Here is an 18,232-nt window from a genome sequence, read left to right as displayed (position 1 = left end):
ACACAACAAAGGCGGCCAGTGGCCGCCTTTGTTGTGTGTGCGATGTTTATTTCTTCAGCGAATCACGAATCTCGCGCAGCAATAAAACATCTTCCGTGGGCTCAGCGGGTGGCGCCGGGGCTTCTTCGGGTTTCTTGTGGAGTTTATTGATGCCTTTGACCACCATGAAAATGGCGAAGGCAACAATCAAAAATTGGATGATGGCGTTGATGAATTCGCCATAGGCCAATACAACGGCAGGAACTTCTTTGCCAGCGGCATCTACACTGGCAGCTTTGAGGGTGATGGCCAGTTTAGAGAAGTCCACACCGCCAATCAGCAGGCCAATCGGCGGCATGATGACTTTATCCACCATGGCGCTGACGATTTTTCCAAATGCACCACCAATGACCACGCCCACGGCGAGATCGATGACATTGCCACGCATGGCAAAGGCTTTGAATTCGGTCATTACACCCATACAGATCTCCGCTGATTGTTGATTGAACTAAGCGCAAACTTTACAGGGCAGGCGTGATTTGTCCACGCAGCGCCAGAGCGTCGCCAATTTGTGCGTGAAAGTGATCGCCAAGCCGCAGTGCGGCCACACCTGCGGGGGTACCCATGAAAATGAGGTCGCCAGCACGCAGTGCGTAGAGCTTGGAAAGCTCATGCAGAATATCGGGAACATCCCAGATCAGTTGGTCGAGCGTAGAGGCTTGGCGGCGCTCACCGTTCACCTCTAATGAGATGCTAAGTGTGCTGAGATCACCCAGATCGGCGGCGGGTAGCAGCGTGCTAATGGGGGCTGAAAAGTCGAAGCCCTTGCCGGTATCCCAAGGCAGGCCTTTGGCTTTGGCTGCCGCCTGCAAATCGCGCCGGGTGAGGTCAAGGCCCACGCCATAGCCGAAGACCAAGTCACCCGCCTGTTCGCGCGGCAAAACGCCTGCTGGGGCGTCCGCTCCGAGGGCCACCACCAGCTCTACTTCGTGATGAAGATCCAATGTGCCGGGTGGGTAGGGGACGTGCCCGTCGGTCACGATGGCATCGGCCGGTTTCATAAAAAATGTCGGGTTGCCGCGCTCGGCTTTGGACGCTGGGGCAACGGCGCCCATTTCCTTGGCGTGGTCGGCAAAATTGCGGCCTACGCAATAGATGCGGCGCACTGGGAAATAGCCCAGCGTGTCGCCAGCGCGAGTGCAAACGGGAATACGTGGGGTTTGCGGCGCGGGGATAAGATCCATCAGCGCGCAACAGGGAATTGGGGTTTGCCCACTACGCGGTAGTCGCCTTGCAGTGGCGCTTCGCGCTTACGCACGCCAGCGCGGCCGCCGCGCTGCACCCAGAGCCGCCACAGCATGCCGCCGATCAGCATTGCAATACCAATAAACACGCCTGCGACCAGCAGCACCAGTAGCAAGGCCACGCCTAAAACACCTATCGCGATACGCAGCAGCGGGTGGCGGGGGCGGCGTGGTGCATTGAGCAGCACCGTGCGGAAGCGGGTGAAGTTGGCGTGGTGGAAAATCGACATCGAATTTTGATCCTGAACACAGATGCGTCGTGACACAATGCACGGAAGTATCGTTAGAACCGGCGAGGCAGGTGTGAGTAGTTCGTTAAATCAAGGCGATGCGGCGGCTGTTTTGTTGAAATTAGATGAGATGCCGCTGGATAGCCTGCATGAATGCGAGGCCGTCATTAACGGAGATGTGGAGTCGCTCATTCTTTATCGCGATAGCGAAGGCGGCGTGCGCGCTTGGCGTAACGTCTGCCCGCACGCGGGGCGGCGTTTGGACTACGCGCCGGGCAAGTTTATTCGCACCAAACAAGGGCAGTTGGTCTGCGCGGTACACGGCGCGACGTTCGCGCTTCCGCAAGGCGACTGTGTGGCGGGGCCATGCAAGGGCGATTGCCTATGCGCGGTCGCCGTGCGCAATGAGAACGATGCTGTTGTGCTGGCAGAGTAGGCTTGGTGCCCCGGCTTAGTACATTAGGTTGATGACCAAAACAATGATCGCGGTGTAGATCAGCGTGAGTGGCCCGCCGGTGCGCCACATGTCGCGGCTGGTGTAGCCGGCCGGGCCGGTAATCATCGACACCGATGGATTGGATGCGGTAATAAAATTATTCGACGCCGAAAGCGCTACGATCAACGCAAAAGCGGTTGGGTTGCCGTCCACCGCAAGGGCCAAGTTAATGGCCAATGGCACCAGTACGATGGTGGCCCCAACGTGGCTGATGACCATTGAAAATGCGGTGGTAAACAGCGCCAGTGCGATTTCAATGATCCACGGAGGCATGCCCTGTGGCAGCCGGTCGATGCTATGCCCCGCCACCCAAGCGGCGGCCCCGCTGGAGTCCATGGCCCAGCCCAAGGGAATCAAACAGGCCATGAGGAAGACGGTTTTCCAGCTAATCGCGGCGTAGGCTTCGTCCATCTTCAGTACGCCGGTGACCAGCATTCCTGCGACGCCGGTCATCAGTGCGATGGACGTGGGGATGCGCGAGGACAGCGCCAGTAGCATGCTGATCGCGAAGATCGTCATCGCAATTTTGAATTTATGCGGGCGCTGCTCGCCTTTGGGGTAGTCAGTCACCACCACGAAGTTGCGGCTTTTGGCGGCCTCGGCGAGGTCTGTCCAAATGCTGTGCAGCACCAGCATATCGCCCGCGCGAATGGGGATGTTGCGCACGTCCTCACGCAATACGTGCTTATCGCGATTGATCGCCAGCAGGCTCAAGCCGAACTGTTTGCGTAGCTGCAACTCCGTCTGCGGCTTGCCAATAAAGCCGGACGTGGGCGGCACCACCGCTTCAGAAATACCCGCGTGGCTGGGGTTGAACAGGTCGCCAAATGTGCGCAGCCGCGCCGAAAGATTGAGGAAGTTTTTTTGCGCGAATTCCGAAATTTTATCGTGCTCACCCATGACGCCGAGCACGCTACCCACCCAGATACGGGTGCCTGATGGGGGCGCTAGCCGCGATTCTGTGCCGGTCTGCAGCGCCAGTAAGAGCGGCATGTCGATCAGCATTTCAGCATCGCCCACGCTCATACCCACCAGCGGGCTATCGGCGGTGACGGTAAGTTCGTACAGCTCGCCCTCGATGCCATAGGTGCGTGCAAAGTAGCTTTGCGTGCGGGCCGGCGTGACTGCGTCCACGCCGTCTTCGCGCAGGAGCTTGTCGCCGAAGAAATGGAAATAGACGAGTGAGGCCACCAGCAGCGCAAGGCCAATGGGCAATGGCGCGAACATTTTGAGCGGGGTAAGCGTGGCTGCACCGGACGGCATACTGGCATTGGCCGATACCAGTAAGTCGTTGAGCAAAATCAGCGGCGAGTTGCCGACCATGCTGAGCGCGCCACCCATGATGATCGCCGCCGACATGGGCATCAGCAGGCGCGATAGGCTGATCCCTGTGCGCGCGGTGAGGCGGGAGGCCACAGGCAGATAAAGTGCGGTGGCCGAGGTGTTTTGAATGATCGCCGAGTTCAGCCCGGCCACGGCGGATACAAGCAGCAATAGTCTCGATTGCACGCCGTGCGCGCGGCGCAAAAGCCAGCTGGCGAGGCGGTTGAGCGCGCCGGTGCGGTCTAAGCCAGCGCCCAAAATCATGGTGGCGATGACGTTCATCACCGCGTCGGAAGAAAAGCCGCCGAATAAATCTTCTGGTGCCACCAAGCCGGTGAGCCCCAGCGCCACCAGCACCACCAGCGAGATCACGTCAGAGCGGATGCGCTCAAACAGGAACATGACCATGGTGAACGCCACCAGCCCCAGCACCAGCTGCATATCGGAGGTGAGGGTGAGGCTGGTGTCCATCAGGCCGAGAAACGATCCAGTGAGAGGGTTAGGTAAGTATCGGGGATGTATTCAACATGCCGCATTACGGCTTGTCATACAACAAGTCCCACACGCCGTGGCCGAGTTTCTGCCCACGCGTTTCAAAATGGGTTTGCGGGCGCCAATCGGGGCGCGGTACATGTCCACGTGGGCCTGCACGATTCACAATGCCGGGCGTAGCGTCGAGCACATCCCACATCTGTTCGGCGTAGTTCTCCCAGTCGGTGGCAAGGTGTAGCCGCCCACCGTGGGCGAGTTTGCGCACCAGTAATGCAGCAAACTCGGGGTTCACCAAACGCCGCTTCTGGTGGCGCTTTTTATGCCAAGGGTCGGGGAAGTAGATACGAATTTCGTCGAGCGAGGCGTCGGCAATTTCATTCTCCAATACCTCAACCGCATCGTGGTGATAGAGGCGCGCATTGCGGCTACCGTCTTGCGCCAGCGCATTGAGCAGGCGGCCTACGCCGGGGGCGTGTACTTCAATGCCGATATGGTCGCGTTCGGGGTCGATGCGCGCAGAAAAGCGCAGGGCATCGCCGTTACCAAAGCCGATTTCAACGATGCGTTTGGCGTCACGCCCGAATGCGGCGGCAAAGTCCCGTGGCGAGGCGCTGTAGTCCAAGCCATACAGTGGCCATTGCTCGTCGAAGGCGCGCTGCTGCGCATCGGTGAAGCGCCCTTGGCGCAGGACGAAGCTGCGCACTTTGCGCACGCCTTCGGTCACCGTAAAAGGTTTGGGCGGCGTCTTGGCACCAGCGCTGGAAAAAGGATCAGTCAAAACGTCAATCTCATCGATGTGGAAATCAAAGCACTCAGCGCCAATGGCGCTCCGTAGCCCCTATTGTGACCTGTTCACGCCGTTGTGACGCGCTGCAGCATGTCATAGACTGAAGTTTATGAAAATATAACAATCCATTCGCATGCGTATGCCACGCGAATTCGGAAACGGTAGGACGCTCGTTTTTCAATAACAATCCATTTGAGGACGCCCATGAACACCTTGTTACGTCGGACTTTGTTGTGTGCTGCGCTGGCACTTTCGGTAACCCCCGCTTTGGCGAAAGATGCGCCGCCTTCCCCGTTTTCCAAAACCATTTTCTTTGGCGATAGCCTGACCGATGGCGGTTTTTTCCGGCCACTGCTGCCGCCGTCTTCGTCGGCGGTGATTGGCCAATTCACCACCAACCCCGGTTATGTGTGGTCGCAGTATATGGCCGACTATTTCGGCAGCAATGCGGAAGTGGCATGGAAGGCCACAGGTGCAGCGCCGACGATGGCGAATGGCAATAATTGGTCGGTAGGTGGGGCGCGCGTCGATGTGAGTAGCGTAGGCGGTTTGGGTTATACGCCTTCACTCACCGCGCAGTACGCGGCCTATCTCGCTGCGGGTAATACCGTGGACCCGAACGCGCTGTATTCGGTATGGGGCGGCGCGAATGATTTGTTCTACGCCACCGGCGTGTTTCAAGCCACGCTGGGCGGTGGTGGCTCGCAAGCACAAGCACTCGCCGCTGCGCAGGCTGTGGTGGGAAGCGCCGCCACCGCGCAGGTGGGGCTGATTGGGGCAATGACCCATGCCGGTGCGCAATACATTCTTGTGCCAACGGTGCCGGATTTAGGTGCCACTCCTTCGTATATCACCCAAGGTGCTGCGGCGCAGGGCCTTGGTACGATGCTGACGGAAGGTTATAACAACGCGGTGTTCGGCGGTTTGGCGTCGGCGGGGCTGAAGGTGATTCCGCTGGATACCTTCCACTTCCTGCGCGAAGTCATCGCCAACCCGGCCGCGTTTGGTTTAACCAATGTCACCGGCCAGGCGTGTTTGCCGCAGCCTGCGCCAGCGGGTGATTCCTCGCTGTTCTGCAACCCGATGTCCACGGTGCCGGGTGGCGCGAATAACTATCTGTTCGCCGATGGCGTACACCCCACCACGGCCGCACATATTGCATTGGCTGATTTTGCTGTCTCGGTGATTGAAGGCCCGCGCCTTGTGACGATGCTGTCGCATTCGGCCACCACCATTGGGCGTTCGCGCGCGGCGATGGTGGATGGTGCGGTGGCGGGTATGTCGTTGCAGCAGGGGGATGGTGCGCACTGGTGGGCCGATGTGCGCGGCGACCAGCAGCGCTTCAACCGCAGCTTAGGTTTTGATGGGATGGGGGCTACCGGTTCGTTCGGGATCGGCTGGCGCAGCGGCAACAAGACCTTCGGCGCGTTTGCAGGTTATGGCCAGCAGAACATCGACTTTGGCTATCGTCGCGGTGAATTCCGTCAAACCGATACCAGTGTTGGCGGTTTCGCCAACTGGACGGGGGCGAACCTGTGGGCCAGCGGCCAAGCCAGTTGGACGAAGCTCAGCTACAAGGTTGATCGTCAGGTCAATCTTGGCAAAGCCACCCGCATCCACAGTGGCTCGCCCGACGGCGATAACTTCGGTGTCGGCGCGAGTGTGGGTTGGACCTTCCACCAAGGTGCGCTGGAGCACGGCCCGGTGCTGAGCGTGCTGTGGCAGAACATCAATGTTGATGCCTATTCGGAAAACAGCACCGAGTCCACCGCGCTGGCGTATCCGAAACAGGATATCGATTCGCTGTTCGGTAGCCTTGGCTGGCAGGCCAGTTACGCGATGAGCGAGCACCTGCGCCCGTATGTGCGGGTGACGTGGGGTCGCGAGTTCAAGGATGACACGAAACAAGCGTGGGCGCAGTCGCTGTCGATGCCGAGCACCCTGCCTTATGCAGTACCGGGTGTGGAATACGACCGCGATTACGGCAATTTGACCCTCGGCGTGCGCAGCAAGCTGGGTGGGCTTGAGGTCAATACCGGGATCACCGCAACCGCCGCGCAAAAGGGCGGCGATAACTACGGCGCGTTCCTCAGCGTGGGCGGTTCGTTCTAAGTGCGAAACGGTGGCAAGTGGGTGCAGGCATTGCCAGAGACCCGGCAAACCGCATAGACTTGCCACCTCACGCGGGTGTAGTTCAATGGTAGAACTGCAGCTTCCCAAGCTGCTAGCGTGGGTTCGATTCCCATCACCCGCTCCAGATACAAAGGCGATACCCCGCGGGGTGTCGCCTTTTCTGTTAGAACAGTAGGACGCTTGCCAGAGGTCACGATGAAACTCGCTATCCTCTCCCGTAACAGTAAGCTGTATTCCACGCGGCGCCTCATTGAAGCTGCCCGCGAGCGCCAGCACACGGTGCGCGTGCTCGACCCGCTGCGCTGCTATATGCGGATTAGCAGCGATGGTTTTGAAATGCGTTACAAAGGGAAACCGGTGTCGGGCTACGATGCTGTGGTGCCACGTATTGGCGCGTCGGTTACCCGCTACGGCTGCGCGGTGCTGCGCCAGTTTGAACTGATGGGCAGCTACAGCCCCAGCAGCGCCACCACCATTGCGCGCGCGCGTGACAAGCTGCGCACCCATCAAGTGCTGGCCGCAGCGGGTATTGGCTTACCTGATACCGTATTTGGCGATAGCCCCGACGATACTGGCGACTTGCTGGAATTGCTTGGCGCGCCGCCGCACGTCATCAAGCTCAATGAGGGCACCCAAGGCGCGGGAGTGATGCTGACGGAAAAGCTCTCTGCCTCGCGCGCCACCATCGAAACTCTGCGCGGGCTGTACGCCAACTTCATCGTGCAAGAATTCATTGCCGAGGCCAAGGGCGCGGATATGCGCTGCTTCGTGGTGGGAGATCGCGTGGTGGCGGCGATGCGTCGGCAAGCGGCGAAGGGTGAATTTCGTTCCAACTTGCACCGCGGCGGCGTGGCCAAGCCTGTTCGTGCCAGCAAGGCTGAAGTAGAAGTCGCAGTGCGCGCCGCGCAGGTAATGGGCTTAGGGGTGGCGGGCGTGGATTTGATCCGCAGTCAGCGCGGCCCGTTGGTGCTGGAGGTGAACTCATCACCGGGGCTGGAAGGTATCGAGAGCGCCACCGGGCTGGATGTGGCGGGGGCCGTCATCGAACATATTGTGACCGCAGCGGGTGCAAAACAACGCAAGCGCAACGTTGAATTGACGGATTATTAATCGCAGACCGGGCAACATACACTCATGCTTCGCTGTACTTCCCCCGCAGCAAGCATGCAGGGCAGTTTGCAATTTTTGGCCCGGGCGTCAGCGTCCGGGCTTTTTGTTTGCCTGAATTCAGCCATTGCCTTGTGCATGTGCAAGAATCGGACAACCGCAGTTCATTAGGGATAGATCGCATGCGCATTTTGGTCATCGAAGACAATACCGATATTGCCGCCAATCTTGGCGATTATTTGGAAGATTGCGGGCACACCGTTGATTTCGCAGCCGACGGCATTACCGGGCTGCACCTTGCGGTGGTGCACGATTTCGATGCCATCGTGCTAGACCTTAATCTGCCGGGGATGGACGGGTTGGAAGTGTGCCGCAAGCTGCGCGCCGATGCGCGCAAGCAAACGCCGGTACTGATGCTGACTGCGCGCGATACGTTAGAGAACAAGCTGGCGGGGTTTGATTCCGGTGCCGATGATTATTTGATCAAGCCTTTTGCGCTTCAAGAAGTAAACGTGCGCTTGAACGCGCTGGCGCGGCGTGGGCGCGGCCTGCCCGCACGCGTGCTAAACGTGGGGCCGCTGGAGTTCAACTTAGATACGTTGGAAGTCCACCGCGAGGGCAAGCTCATCCAACTCAACCCCACCGCGCTGAAAATTTTGCAGGCCTTGATGGAAGCCTCGCCCGCCGTGGTCACGCGGCAAGACCTTGAAAACAAGGTGTGGGGGGAAGAGCTTCCCGACTCCGATTCGCTGCGCGTGCATATTCACGGCCTACGCGCCTCGGTAGATAAGCCGTTTGGGAAGGCCATGATTCAAACCCGTCACGGCATTGGTTACCGGATCTCTGTGCCTGATGCCGATAGCTGATGCTCCAAGGCGGCCGCGCGGCAGGCGGCGGCTACGCACGCGTATCGTGGTGTCGTTCGCGCTGCTGGGCTTTGGCCTTACAGCGCTGTTTGCGGCGGCCATGCTGCACTTGCGCAATCGGTTGGAGAACCAGCTGATTGAAAATACGCTGCAGCGCGAAGTGGTCAGCCTTGTTCAGCAGGTTGAAACAGACCCGAGCAAACAACCGTATTTTTTGATGTTCGACGCGCGCACGTTTAGTGACGAGAACGCGTACAAAATCAACCCGCTATACCGCGACTTGAAGCCGGGGCTGCACGAGGTGCGCGAAGCCGACGCGCAGGGCCACATGCTGGTGTACAAGGTGGCGGTACGGCGCGGGCAAAGTCTGGAAGGTAAGCCGTTTACTAGCTTGGTGCGCTACAACGTCACCGACGCGGCAGAAACATCCGATGTGTTGCGGCGCTGGCTGCTGGGTGCGGTGTTGGCGTTCACCCTGTTTGCGCTGCTGCTGGGGGCGTGGTCGGCTTCTAAAGTGATGGCGCCGGTATCGGATTTGGCGCATCGCCTGCGTCGCTCGGGAACCAATTCAGACCCAGAAGCGCTCGCGCCTTCTTTTGCTGACGATGAAGTGGGCGAGCTGGCCAAGGCGCTTGATGATTACGCCGCGCGCCTTACCGACGTGGTGCAACGCGACCGCGAGTTCAATGCCGACGTAAGCCACGAGCTGCGCACGCCGTTAGCTGTTATTCGCGGTGCGGCTGAGCTGCTGCTGGCCAAGCCCGATTTAGATGAACGCACGCGCACGCGCCTGCTGCGTATTCAGCGCGCTGAGCAACAGAGTACCGACCTCATCAGTGCTTTGCTGCTGCTGTCGCGCAATGAGCGCGCAGTGGGGCAGTGCAATGTGGCAAAGGTGGCGCAGCAGCAGCTCGAAAGCCATCGCGCACAATTAGGTGGCAAGCCGGTGGAGCTGCGTTTGGAAGGCCAGCCGACCGTCATGCTTGATGTGCCCGATTCGGCGCTGGCCGTGGCCCTGGGCAATTTGATTGGCAATGCGGTGAAATACACACCTAGCGGCGATGTCATCGTGCGCGTGCATCCCAATGCCGTGGAAGTAATCGACTCCGGGCCGGGGCTGAGCGCGGAGGATGCGGCCAAGCTATTTAGCCGTGGCTATCGCGGCACCCATGCCGGGCATTCGCAGGGCGGCGGCATCGGCCTATCCATCGTGCGGCGGCTGTGCACGCTGTACGGTTGGGACGTGCAGGTGCGTCCTGGTGAAGAGAAAGGCGTGGTGGCAACGCTGACCTTCCACTGAGCATTGCGACAAAGCGGGCGTCATAGGCTGCATAATAGGAGGATTCGCTTTCTAGGATGCCCGCATGAATACCCCCACCGCAGCACCGTTGGCTTACCGCGTTACCGCTTCCGACCACGCCCGCAGCGCCGAACAGCGCGACGCGATTCTTTCTGGCGAACTGGGCTTTGGAAAATTCTTCACCGACCATATGGTGGCCATCCAGTGGAGTAAGGAAAACGGCTGGCACGACGCACAGGTGCACGCCTACGGCCCGCTGGCACTAGACCCTTCCGCGTCCGTGCTGCACTACGGGCAAGAAATTTTTGAGGGCATCAAGGCGTATCGCCACGCCGACGGTTCGATCTGGACCTTCCGCCCAGAAGCCAATGGCGCGCGCTTGCAGCGTTCCGCAGCACGCTTGGCGCTGCCGCAGCTACCGGTTGCAGAATTCACCGAATCGCTTCGCCAGTTGGTAGCGGTGGATCACGCTTGGGTGCCGTCTGCAGCGGAGAGCAGCCTGTATTTCCGTCCTTTCATCATTGCTACCGAAGCCTTCCTTGGCGTGCGTGCGGCGCAGGCGGCGGGCTATTACGTCATCGCAAGCCCAGCGGGCGCCTACTTCGCCAAAGGCGTGGCACCCGTGTCGATCTGGTTGTCCGAGGATTATGCGCGTGCGGCCAAGGGCGGCACCGGTGCCGCCAAATGCGGTGGTAACTACGCGGCCTCGCTGCTACCGCAGCAGGAAGCGTATGCGCAGGGCTGCTCGCAGGTGCTGTTCCTCGACCCGGTGGAAGGCAAGTATCTAGAAGAGCTGGGGGGTATGAACGTGTTCTTGGTGTACAAGGATGGCCGTATCGTTACCCCAGCATTGTCGGGCAGCATTTTGGAAGGCATTACCCGCGAAAGCATTCTGCAGCTGGCGCGTGACCGTGGCCATGTAGTGGAAGAGCGCAAAGTCAGCATTGATGAGTGGAAGCAGGGCGTGGCGTCGGGTGACATTACCGAAATCTTCGCCTGCGGTACGGCGGCCGTGGTGACGCCGATTGGCGAGCTGAAAGGCAAGGGCTTCTCGGTGGGCGATATCAATGCCCCCGCCGGTGAGGTCACGATGGCGCTGCGTAAAGAACTCACCGATATTCAATATGGCCGCGCACCAGACCGTCACGGTTGGTTGGTGAAGCTGCGCTAAGCAGTTAGTAGCGTGCGTGGTGGCTGCTATAGATGCAGCCACCAGCAGCCCAGGCGGCGGCGCAGGCCAAAAAACGCGCTGGCCGGAGTGATTCCGTTGGCCAGTGTTTGCTCTACACGCAGGCCGGTGATGCGCATGCTGGAGGGCGCGTCGCTTTCGTCTTCGCTAGTGCCGCTGGATTCTGCAATGCGGACCCGCACCAGTGGGCGTGACGCGGTTTGCTGTAGCTGGGCCATCACCCGATACGCGCTGCTGGTACTCATCCCGGCCCAATCATAGAGGGCTGCAATTTGGTTGGCATCGCGAGCCTGCACGGCTTTCTCAAGCGCATAGGCAAGGTCTTGCACACTGCTCGGGCAGACGTTGCGGCGGCTGTAGCGTGCGCCGGCCGCGGTGTTCGTGCTGGTGCTAGCGGGCGGTTCGCTTTTACGCGCACCCAGTTCTTCGCATTTGCGGTCGGTAAAAATTTGCGTGCCGTCGGGCGCAACGCAGTGCCGCACCTGTGCTTGCGCTGGCGTTAGCCAAGCAAAACAGATCAGGAGTAACAGGCGGGTAGATACGCGCGTCATCTTGGCAGAGTAACGCGCTCTATGGTCTTGGTGAAAGCGTTAGCTCAGCCGCTGCAAAATGCTGTTGATCGGTTTGGCTAGGTTGAGCGTATAGAAATGCAGTGAGGGTGCGCCGCCGTCGATGAGGCGCTGGCATAGGCTAGACACCACGTCGGAAGCAAATTCGCGCACAGCGTGGGCATCGTCACCAAAGGCGCGCATGCGCTGATCCACCCAGCGCGGAATCTGCGCGCCGCAGCTTTCCGAAAAACGGCGCAGCTGGCTGTAGTTGGAAATCGGCATGATGCCCGGCACGATGGGAATGTTGACGCCTTGCTTGCGTGCATCGTCCACAAAACGGAAATACGCATCGGCGTTGTAGAAGTATTGGGTAATCGCGCTATTGGCGCCTGCATCCACCTTGGTTTTGAAGTGACGCAGGTCGATCAGCGCGTCGTCGGCCTGCGGGTGCATTTCCGGGTAGGCCGCAACTTCCAAATGAAAATAGTCGCCGTGTTCGGCGCGAATAAAGGCCACAAGATCGCTGGCGTAGCGCAGGTCACCGCTGCGTGCCATGCCGGAGGGGAGGTCGCCGCGTAGGGCGACGATGCGGTCGCAGCCAAGGCCGCGATAGAGGTTGAGCAGGCCGCGAATTTCCTCACGCGTTCCACCCACGCAGGTGAGGTGGGGCACCCCCGCCACGCCGTGCTCATCGCGCAGACGCTGCACGGTTTCCGGTGTTTGGCTAAGCGTTGAACCGCCCGCGCCAAACGTTACCGACATAAACTGCGGCGCATGCGGCTTGAGTTTGCTAACGGTGCGGTCGAGCTGAGCGCGCTGTTCGTCGGTTTTGGGCGGATAAAATTCGAAGCTAATCGGCGTCATCACGAGGTGGGTGGTGCGGTGGAATGATTAATATATCTCTTTTTCGCGATGAAGAGATATAACTATTTTGAATTATTGGAGTGTGGAGTAGTGATCGTATTGACTGAATTTGCGCGGCCACGGCTTTTTCCTCGCGATGGTCGCAGCACGGCGATTCAAGACGTGAGCGCGGAGGCGTTTGAGCAGCACCTCAATGTGCAGCCGCCGCTGGCGGTGTTGAATGGTTATGCACCGTTCTGCAAGCTGCACGTGCACCGTAATTGGACGTCCACCAAGTGCTCTGTCATTCCTATCACTGAGGCCAACCGCCATCAGTTGCGCAGCGCCTACGAGGCGCGCACAAAAGAGGAGCTGCCGGTGTTGGTGCGCTGGTTTGAAGGTCTGCAGCCGCCGGTGGCGAACTACCTCATCCCCATTTTGTACAGCCGTGAGCAGTTGGCCAAGGAAGGTAGCCCAATTGAGGCCGATTGGGGTGTGGTGGGCTGCCTGTACACGATGACGCCGGAGGAAATCCCGATGGTGCCCATTACCATGCTGCGCAACGCGCTGGGGGTAGAGGAAGGTGGCTCGGGCGTGGCGCTGTCGCGTGAGGCTTACCGGCGCAGCGTGGCGTTCTGGGAGACACATGCGAACTGGCGCTGAATGGCGGCTGCGCTTCGCCTAGGCAACTGCCTGTAAAATAGACGGTTTTCCGCGGGCTTCCCCTGATGCAAGCACCCTCTTTGGCGCCTTTGCCAGCGCCGACCATGCCGCGCCTGTTGGCCGGTACGCTGGGCGTATCGGTTACGGCTGCGCCGCGTGCGTTGCATGAGGTGTTGGGGCAGTGGGTGGACTGGACGCGCGCGGTGAGTTTGTCGCGTGTGCTGGATGCACCTGCCAAGGTGGAAGCAGGGATCCCTGCGTGGCGTAAAGATGAGCTGCGCGAGGTCTGCGCGCGTGCGCGGCAACAGCTGTATGTCATGGCACTCGATGAGCCAACGTGGCAGGCACTGGTCGATGCGTGGGCGATACAGGTGGATACAGAAGCGGCCGTTGCGCCGCTGCTGCAACATTGGCAGGCCGTGCAGCGCAAGTTGCTGGCCACCACCGGGCAGTTGCGCGGGCAATTGCGCGATCTGTTGGCGCAGGGCGATGCGTATAGCGTGCGTTTAGCGGAGATGGATGCCGTGATGGAGGCCGTGCTCAGCCCGCGCGAGCTGAGTTTTTTTTCCAACGTCCCTGAGCTGCTGCGCAAGCGCTTTGCTGTGCTGCACGCAGAGGCGGCCGGTGCGGCTGTGCACTGGCTTGGGCTTCAAAGCGAGCTGCGCAGCCTAGTGCAGGCTGAGTTAGACGCACGTTTTTTACCGATTGATGGTTTGCTGGCTGCGCTGCAGTCGCGTTGATGGATACCGTGATGCGAAAGAATTTAGGCGTTCTTGTGTTTGCGCTGGGGCTGTTGGCCGTGGTTTGGGTGGCTGCGGTTCATGCCGTAAGCAACCCGATGGTGCTTGTGGTGTGCGCGCTGATTGCACTGGTGTATTGCATCGGGGGTAATGAACTGCGCCGCTATCGGCAGGCCACTGCGAGCCTGCAGGCGGCAGTAGATGGGCTGAAGGAAACACCTGAGCAGCTGGAGCCGTGGCTGCAATCGGTAGATGCGGGGCTGCGCACCGTTGTGCGCCTGCGTGTGGCGGGGGAGCGCATCGCGCTGCCTGCGCCCGCACTGTCGGCCTATCTGTCGGGCGTACTGGTGCTGCTGGGCATGCTGGGTACGTTGCTGGGGATGATGGTGACACTGCAAGGCACGGGATTGGCGCTGGAGAGTGCGAGCGACCTGCAGGCGATCCGCGATTCGCTGGCTGCGCCGGTAAAAGGCTTGGGCTATGCCTTCGGTACGTCGATTGCGGGCATTGCCACTTCGGCGGTGCTAGGCGTGCTGACGGCACTGTGTCGCCGCGAGCGCTTAGCGGCAGGGCGCGCGCTGGATGCGGCGATTGCAGGCCCGCTAAACGTCTTTACGCGTGGTTATCGTGATGACGATGCGTGGCGTTTGATGCGCGAGCAGAGCCAGCTGATGCCTGCCCTGGTGGAGCGTCTGCACACCTTGGCTGACTCACTTGAGCGCCGCGATGCAGCTGCGCATACCCAGCAAAAAACGCGGCAAGAGGCCTTCCTTGCGCGCAGTGAGGTTGCCTATACCCAACTTGCCGAGCGCGTACGCAGTGCGCTGGAAGAAAGCGTGGCACAAGGCGCGCAGGCGGCGAGCCGCGCATTGCAGCCGGTGGCGGAGGCCACGATGGCGGAAATTGCAGCGAGTGCGCGGCGATTGCACGATGGCGTGCAGCAGACAGCCCAGCAAAACCTGCAGGCGCAGGTTGAGCACCTGCAAAGAACAACAGTAGATATGGGTGAACGCTGGCAGCAGGCCTTGGAGGCGCAGCAGCACAATAATGCAAACGCGATGGCGTCACTGCACACGCTATTCGCGCAGATTGGGATGGATGTTTCTGAGCGGGGAGACCGCCTGTTGGCAAACGCGTCAGCCCAGCAGCAGGCGGCGCACCAAGCGCTGCTGACAGCACAGCAAGAAGCGCAGCAGCGGGCAATGGATGAGATGCGCCAGCAGGCAGCGGCGTTGCTGGAACAACTGGCAAGCGCTCAACAAACGGCGCATAGCACGGTAATCGCGCACGACGCCCAGCGCATGCAGGCATGGCAGGCCGCGCTGGCCGAACAGCGCCGTGCCTTACAAGAAAGTGCGGATGCTATCGCCCAGCAGGGGCGGCAGCACGCCAATGACACGATTGTTGAAATTAGCAAGCTGATGCAAACCGCGTCGGCTGCGCCGCAGGCAGCCGCCAGTGTGATTGGTGAAATGCGCCAAGCGCTTTCCGAAAGCATGCTGCGCGACACTGCAATGCTAGAAGAACGCAATCAGTTGCTCGCCACCTTGGGCACCTTGCTGCAAACGGTCAACCACGCCTCGCTTGAGCAAAAGCAGGCAGTGGACGCGCTGGTTGAAACATCGGCGGCTTTAGTGGAACAAGTGGGCACGCGTTTGGATGCGCGTATCGAAGCCGATGCAAACAAGCTCGATGCTGCGGCCACACGCGCGGCGGCGGGTGCAGTAGAAGTGGCCAGCGTGGCGGATGCATTTGCTGCGGCGGTCGATATTTTCGCTGCCAGCAATGCACAGATTGCCGAGCGCTTAGAACGCGTTGAGAGCACGCTGGAGAAAACACTGACACGTAGCGACGAGCAGCTAGCCTATTACGTGGCGCAGGCGCGCGAGGTGGTGGATTTAAGCCTGCTGGCGCAGCGTCAGATTGTGGATGATTTGCGCAAGCTCGATGGCCAGCGCAGCGCCGCCGCGAGTGCGATATGAGCTTCGAGCTCGATAGCGACGACGGGCTAGAGCAGGGCGCGCCGATCTGGGCTGCATTCGGCGACCTGATGGCCGTGCTGCTGGGTGTCTTTGTGCTGATTTTGGTGGGCGTGATCGGCGTGCAGCTGCATTTGGAAACGCGGCTACGCAGCGAAATTCAGCAGCGTGAATTGGCCGATCAGCGCCGTCGTGCGCTGGAGCAAGCACTGGCGGCGCCGCTAGCCGAAGGGCGAATCACCTTGGTGGATGGGCGAATTGGCATTCGCGGTAGCGTGTTGTTTGCGCACAACTCGGATGCACTGCAACCGGAGGGCGTAGCGGTGCTACACAGTCTGGCCGGGCCGTTGACCGATTATTTGCGCGCGCGCGATGAAATTTTGATGGTGAGTGGCTTCACCGACGATCAGCCGGTGCATAGCGATAACCGCCGCTTTGCCGATAACTGGGAGCTGTCGGCGCAGCGCTCGCTTACCGTCACGCGCGCGCTGATTGCCGCAGGTGTTCCTGCAAATGCGGTATTTTCTGCCGCGTTTGGCGCGCAGCAGCCGGTGGCCAGTAATACCGATGAGGCAGGGCGTGCGCGCAATCGTCGTGTTGAAATTGCGCCGATGCCGCGCCCCAAAGCCACGCATGACTGAGCTACACACTTTGCAGATGCGGCTGCTTGCGCTGCGCGAACGCGGTGCTGCCGGAGCGGCGTTGTATCGCATTGAAGCGCTGTTGCAGCGCATGCACGGCTGCGATAACGCATTGCGTGCCGCGCTGGAGCCGCGTTTGTGCGCTTTGCTTGAACAGGCAGAGCGCGCACCGCAACGGACGCAGCAGTTGCTTGCGCAGGTGCAAACAAGCCCGCTTGCAGAGGTGCTGCAAGTATTTTCGGAGGCGCAGGTGCATGCAGCCGCTCCCATGCTGGATGACGCGCGCCGCGTGTGGCGTGCAGTGCGCGCGCGCAGTCAATTGCGGGAATCACTGGCGCAGCCTCAGGAGCACGCTGGGCCACTGAATTCCGGGCGCTTGGTATTGCGCATGATCGACACGATGCAAGCAGCATCGCCGGAATATTTGGAATGCTTGCTGACGTATATCGACGTATTAGCGGCGCTAGAACCATTGACGGCAACGGCGCAGCAAGCCGAAGGCAGCACCACGTCCAAACGCACACGTAAACGCCGTGCGTGACGTGTATCAAGGCAGCCATTGCTAAGATGCGGCCTAATGGCTCCATCATTAGGCGTAAGGTGGATCAGATGGACGATACAACACTCACTCTCGGGCAGATTTCGCGTACCGAAGCAGGGTTTGAAGGGCATTTAGGCCGGGTATTTGCGCATACGCAAGACGCCGTTTGGGCGATGCTCACGGTGCCTGCATCCATGGCGCAGTGGCTTGCGCCGGGAACGATTGAATTGCGCCAAGGCGGCGCGGTGCGGATTGATTTTGCCGATAGCGGAATTGTGATCGACAGCACGGTGACCGCATTTGAAGCGGGCAGTCTTCTGGAGTATTCGTGGAGTAGTGGCGATCAGCCGCAACGCCCACTGCGCTGGTCATTGCAGGCGGTGGATGGCGGTACGCTGTTGCAGCTTGTGGTGCAGGTGCCTGCGGGTGAAGACCCGGCCAAAGCCTGCGCTGGGTTTGAGGGGCATTTAGAAATGCTGGCGGCGGCGCTGGAAGGCGTGTCGATCAAGTTTCCGTTCGACGTGTTCGTGCAGTCGCGTAAGGCGTACAGCGAGCAGGTCGCGGCGCTGGGCTAAGGCCCGCAATGAAAACGGGCGCCCTGCGGCGCCCGTCGTTGTCCCCGCTGCGGGTGATCAGTAGCGGTAATGATCCGGTTTGTACGGCCCTTCCACCGGCACGCCAAGGTAGTCGGCCTGTGTTTGTGAGAGCTGGGTCAGCTTCACCCCGATCTTGGCTAAGTGCAGCCGCGCCACTTCTTCATCTAACTTCTTCGGCAGGATATAGACCTTAGCCTCGTAGTGGTCTTTATTCGCCCACAGGTCGATCTGTGCCAGCGTCTGGTTGGCAAACGAATTGCTCATCACGAAGCTGGGGTGGCCGGTGGCGCAGCCGAGGTTCACTAGGCGGCCTTCGGCCAGCAAGAAAATGCTGTTGCCGTTTGCCAGCGTGTATTTGTCCACCTGCGGCTTGATGTTGGTGTGGGTGATGCCCGGCAGCGCCTTGAGCGCATCGACCTGAATTTCATTGTCGAAATGACCGATGTTGCAGACGATGGCTTGGTCCTTCATC

General features: G+C 60.1%; 20 protein-coding genes and 1 tRNA gene. 13 read left to right on the top strand and 8 right to left on the bottom strand.

The features are described from left to right. Nucleotides 1–46 precede the first annotated feature (46 nt). Genes mscL through KUL77_RS02220 form a run of 3 tightly spaced genes read right to left on the bottom strand, consistent with a single transcriptional unit; the run spans nt 47 to nt 1,513 of the window. A complete protein-coding gene (gene mscL, locus KUL77_RS02230; RefSeq protein WP_297143034.1) occupies nt 47–460 on the bottom strand; it encodes a large-conductance mechanosensitive channel protein MscL in 414 nt (137 codons plus the stop codon). A 40-nt stretch (nt 461–500) separates the two neighbouring features. Then, nucleotides 501–1,223: a fumarylacetoacetate hydrolase family protein gene (locus tag KUL77_RS02225; protein WP_297143032.1), complete on the bottom strand. Its 723-nt coding sequence runs from the start codon at nt 1,221–1,223 to the stop codon at nt 501–503. Next, nucleotides 1,223–1,513 carry a hypothetical protein gene (locus KUL77_RS02220; protein WP_297143029.1) on the bottom strand — a complete coding sequence of 97 codons (291 nt, stop codon included), beginning with the start codon at nt 1,511–1,513 and terminating at the stop codon, nt 1,223–1,225. The genes KUL77_RS02225 and KUL77_RS02220 overlap by 1 nt, the downstream gene beginning before the upstream one ends. A 130-nt stretch (nt 1,514–1,643) precedes the next feature. Between KUL77_RS02220 and KUL77_RS02215 the strand changes: the two genes are divergently transcribed. Continuing rightward, complete coding sequence (locus KUL77_RS02215; RefSeq protein ID WP_297143105.1) at nt 1,644–1,949, top strand: Rieske 2Fe-2S domain-containing protein; 306 nt, start codon at nt 1,644–1,646, stop codon at nt 1,947–1,949. A gap of 15 nt (nt 1,950–1,964) precedes the next feature. Here the strand turns inward: KUL77_RS02215 and KUL77_RS02210 are convergent, their stop codons facing one another. Together KUL77_RS02210 and trmB are read right to left on the bottom strand one after the other, a co-directional pair. Further along, nucleotides 1,965–3,803 (bottom strand): SLC13 family permease, encoded by a 1,839-nt coding sequence (locus tag KUL77_RS02210; RefSeq protein WP_297143027.1) that lies wholly within the window; start codon nt 3,801–3,803, stop codon nt 1,965–1,967. A 64-nt stretch (nt 3,804–3,867) separates the two neighbouring features. Beyond that, nucleotides 3,868–4,602, bottom strand: a complete 735-nt coding sequence (gene trmB, locus KUL77_RS02205; protein ID WP_297143024.1) for a tRNA (guanosine(46)-N7)-methyltransferase TrmB — start codon at nt 4,600–4,602, stop codon at nt 3,868–3,870. Nucleotides 4,603–4,815: 213 nt separating this feature from the next. Here trmB and KUL77_RS02200 point away from each other — a divergent pair, with 213 nt between their 5' ends. From KUL77_RS02200 to KUL77_RS02175, 6 genes are all read left to right on the top strand, one after another. Next, complete coding sequence (locus KUL77_RS02200; RefSeq protein WP_297143021.1) at nt 4,816–6,723, top strand: autotransporter domain-containing protein; 1,908 nt, start codon at nt 4,816–4,818, stop codon at nt 6,721–6,723. A gap of 71 nt (nt 6,724–6,794) precedes the next feature. Then, nucleotides 6,795–6,868: transfer RNA gene (locus KUL77_RS02195), tRNA-Gly, on the top strand. A 71-nt stretch (nt 6,869–6,939) separates the two neighbouring features. Next, nucleotides 6,940–7,854 (top strand): 30S ribosomal protein S6--L-glutamate ligase, encoded by a 915-nt coding sequence (gene rimK / locus KUL77_RS02190; RefSeq protein ID WP_297143018.1) that lies wholly within the window; start codon nt 6,940–6,942, stop codon nt 7,852–7,854. A gap of 179 nt (nt 7,855–8,033) precedes the next feature. Further along, on the top strand, nt 8,034–8,717 hold the full coding sequence (locus KUL77_RS02185) for a response regulator transcription factor (protein WP_297143016.1): 684 nt from the start codon (nt 8,034–8,036) through the stop codon (nt 8,715–8,717). Further along, the gene (locus KUL77_RS02180) at nt 8,704–10,017 is read left to right on the top strand and encodes a HAMP domain-containing sensor histidine kinase (RefSeq protein ID WP_297143014.1); all 1,314 of its coding nucleotides are present in this window, start codon (nt 8,704–8,706) and stop codon (nt 10,015–10,017) included. The genes KUL77_RS02185 and KUL77_RS02180 overlap by 14 nt, the downstream gene beginning before the upstream one ends. 64 nt (nt 10,018–10,081) lie before the next feature. Then, the gene (locus KUL77_RS02175; RefSeq protein ID WP_297143011.1) at nt 10,082–11,188 is read left to right on the top strand and encodes a branched-chain amino acid aminotransferase; all 1,107 of its coding nucleotides are present in this window, start codon (nt 10,082–10,084) and stop codon (nt 11,186–11,188) included. Between the two features lie 26 nt (nt 11,189–11,214). Here the strand turns inward: KUL77_RS02175 and KUL77_RS02170 are convergent, their stop codons facing one another. Then, nucleotides 11,215–11,757 carry a hypothetical protein gene (locus KUL77_RS02170; protein ID WP_297143009.1) on the bottom strand — a complete coding sequence of 181 codons (543 nt, stop codon included), beginning with the start codon at nt 11,755–11,757 and terminating at the stop codon, nt 11,215–11,217. 39 nt (nt 11,758–11,796) lie between these two features. Continuing rightward, nucleotides 11,797–12,621: a methylenetetrahydrofolate reductase [NAD(P)H] gene (metF, locus tag KUL77_RS02165; RefSeq protein ID WP_297143007.1), complete on the bottom strand. Its 825-nt coding sequence runs from the start codon at nt 12,619–12,621 to the stop codon at nt 11,797–11,799. 48 nt (nt 12,622–12,669) lie between these two features. On the opposite strand from metF, the gene KUL77_RS02160 reads away from it, so the two are divergent. The 6 genes from KUL77_RS02160 to KUL77_RS02135 all read left to right on the top strand — a co-directional run bounded on the left by KUL77_RS02160 (nt 12,670) and on the right by KUL77_RS02135 (nt 17,739). Continuing rightward, on the top strand, nt 12,670–13,263 hold the full coding sequence (locus KUL77_RS02160; protein WP_297143003.1) for a DUF3228 family protein: 594 nt from the start codon (nt 12,670–12,672) through the stop codon (nt 13,261–13,263). A 65-nt stretch (nt 13,264–13,328) separates the two neighbouring features. Beyond that, a complete protein-coding gene (locus KUL77_RS02155; protein ID WP_297143002.1) occupies nt 13,329–14,003 on the top strand; it encodes a DUF3348 family protein in 675 nt (224 codons plus the stop codon). 11 nt (nt 14,004–14,014) lie between these two features. Beyond that, nucleotides 14,015–15,985, top strand: coding sequence for a hypothetical protein (locus KUL77_RS02150; protein ID WP_297143000.1), 1,971 nt, complete (start codon nt 14,015–14,017; stop codon nt 15,983–15,985). Beyond that, complete coding sequence (locus tag KUL77_RS02145; RefSeq protein ID WP_297142998.1) at nt 15,982–16,623, top strand: OmpA family protein; 642 nt, start codon at nt 15,982–15,984, stop codon at nt 16,621–16,623. The genes KUL77_RS02150 and KUL77_RS02145 overlap by 4 nt, the downstream gene beginning before the upstream one ends. Continuing rightward, nucleotides 16,616–17,164, top strand: coding sequence for a DUF2894 domain-containing protein (locus tag KUL77_RS02140; protein WP_297142995.1), 549 nt, complete (start codon nt 16,616–16,618; stop codon nt 17,162–17,164). Before KUL77_RS02145 ends, KUL77_RS02140 begins: the two co-directional genes overlap by 8 nt. 68 nt (nt 17,165–17,232) lie before the next feature. Next, nucleotides 17,233–17,739 (top strand): SRPBCC family protein, encoded by a 507-nt coding sequence (locus tag KUL77_RS02135; protein ID WP_297142992.1) that lies wholly within the window; start codon nt 17,233–17,235, stop codon nt 17,737–17,739. Between the two features lie 57 nt (nt 17,740–17,796). Here KUL77_RS02135 and KUL77_RS02130 read toward each other — a convergent pair. Further along, a partial coding sequence (locus tag KUL77_RS02130) for an adenosylhomocysteinase (protein ID WP_297142988.1) occupies nt 17,797–18,232 on the bottom strand: 436 nt, incomplete at its 5' end.

Source organism: Thermomonas sp. (assembly GCF_019104945.1).
Taxonomy (GTDB): Bacteria; Pseudomonadota; Gammaproteobacteria; order Xanthomonadales; family Xanthomonadaceae; genus Thermomonas.
This window is presented reverse-complemented; position numbering and strand designations above follow the sequence as displayed.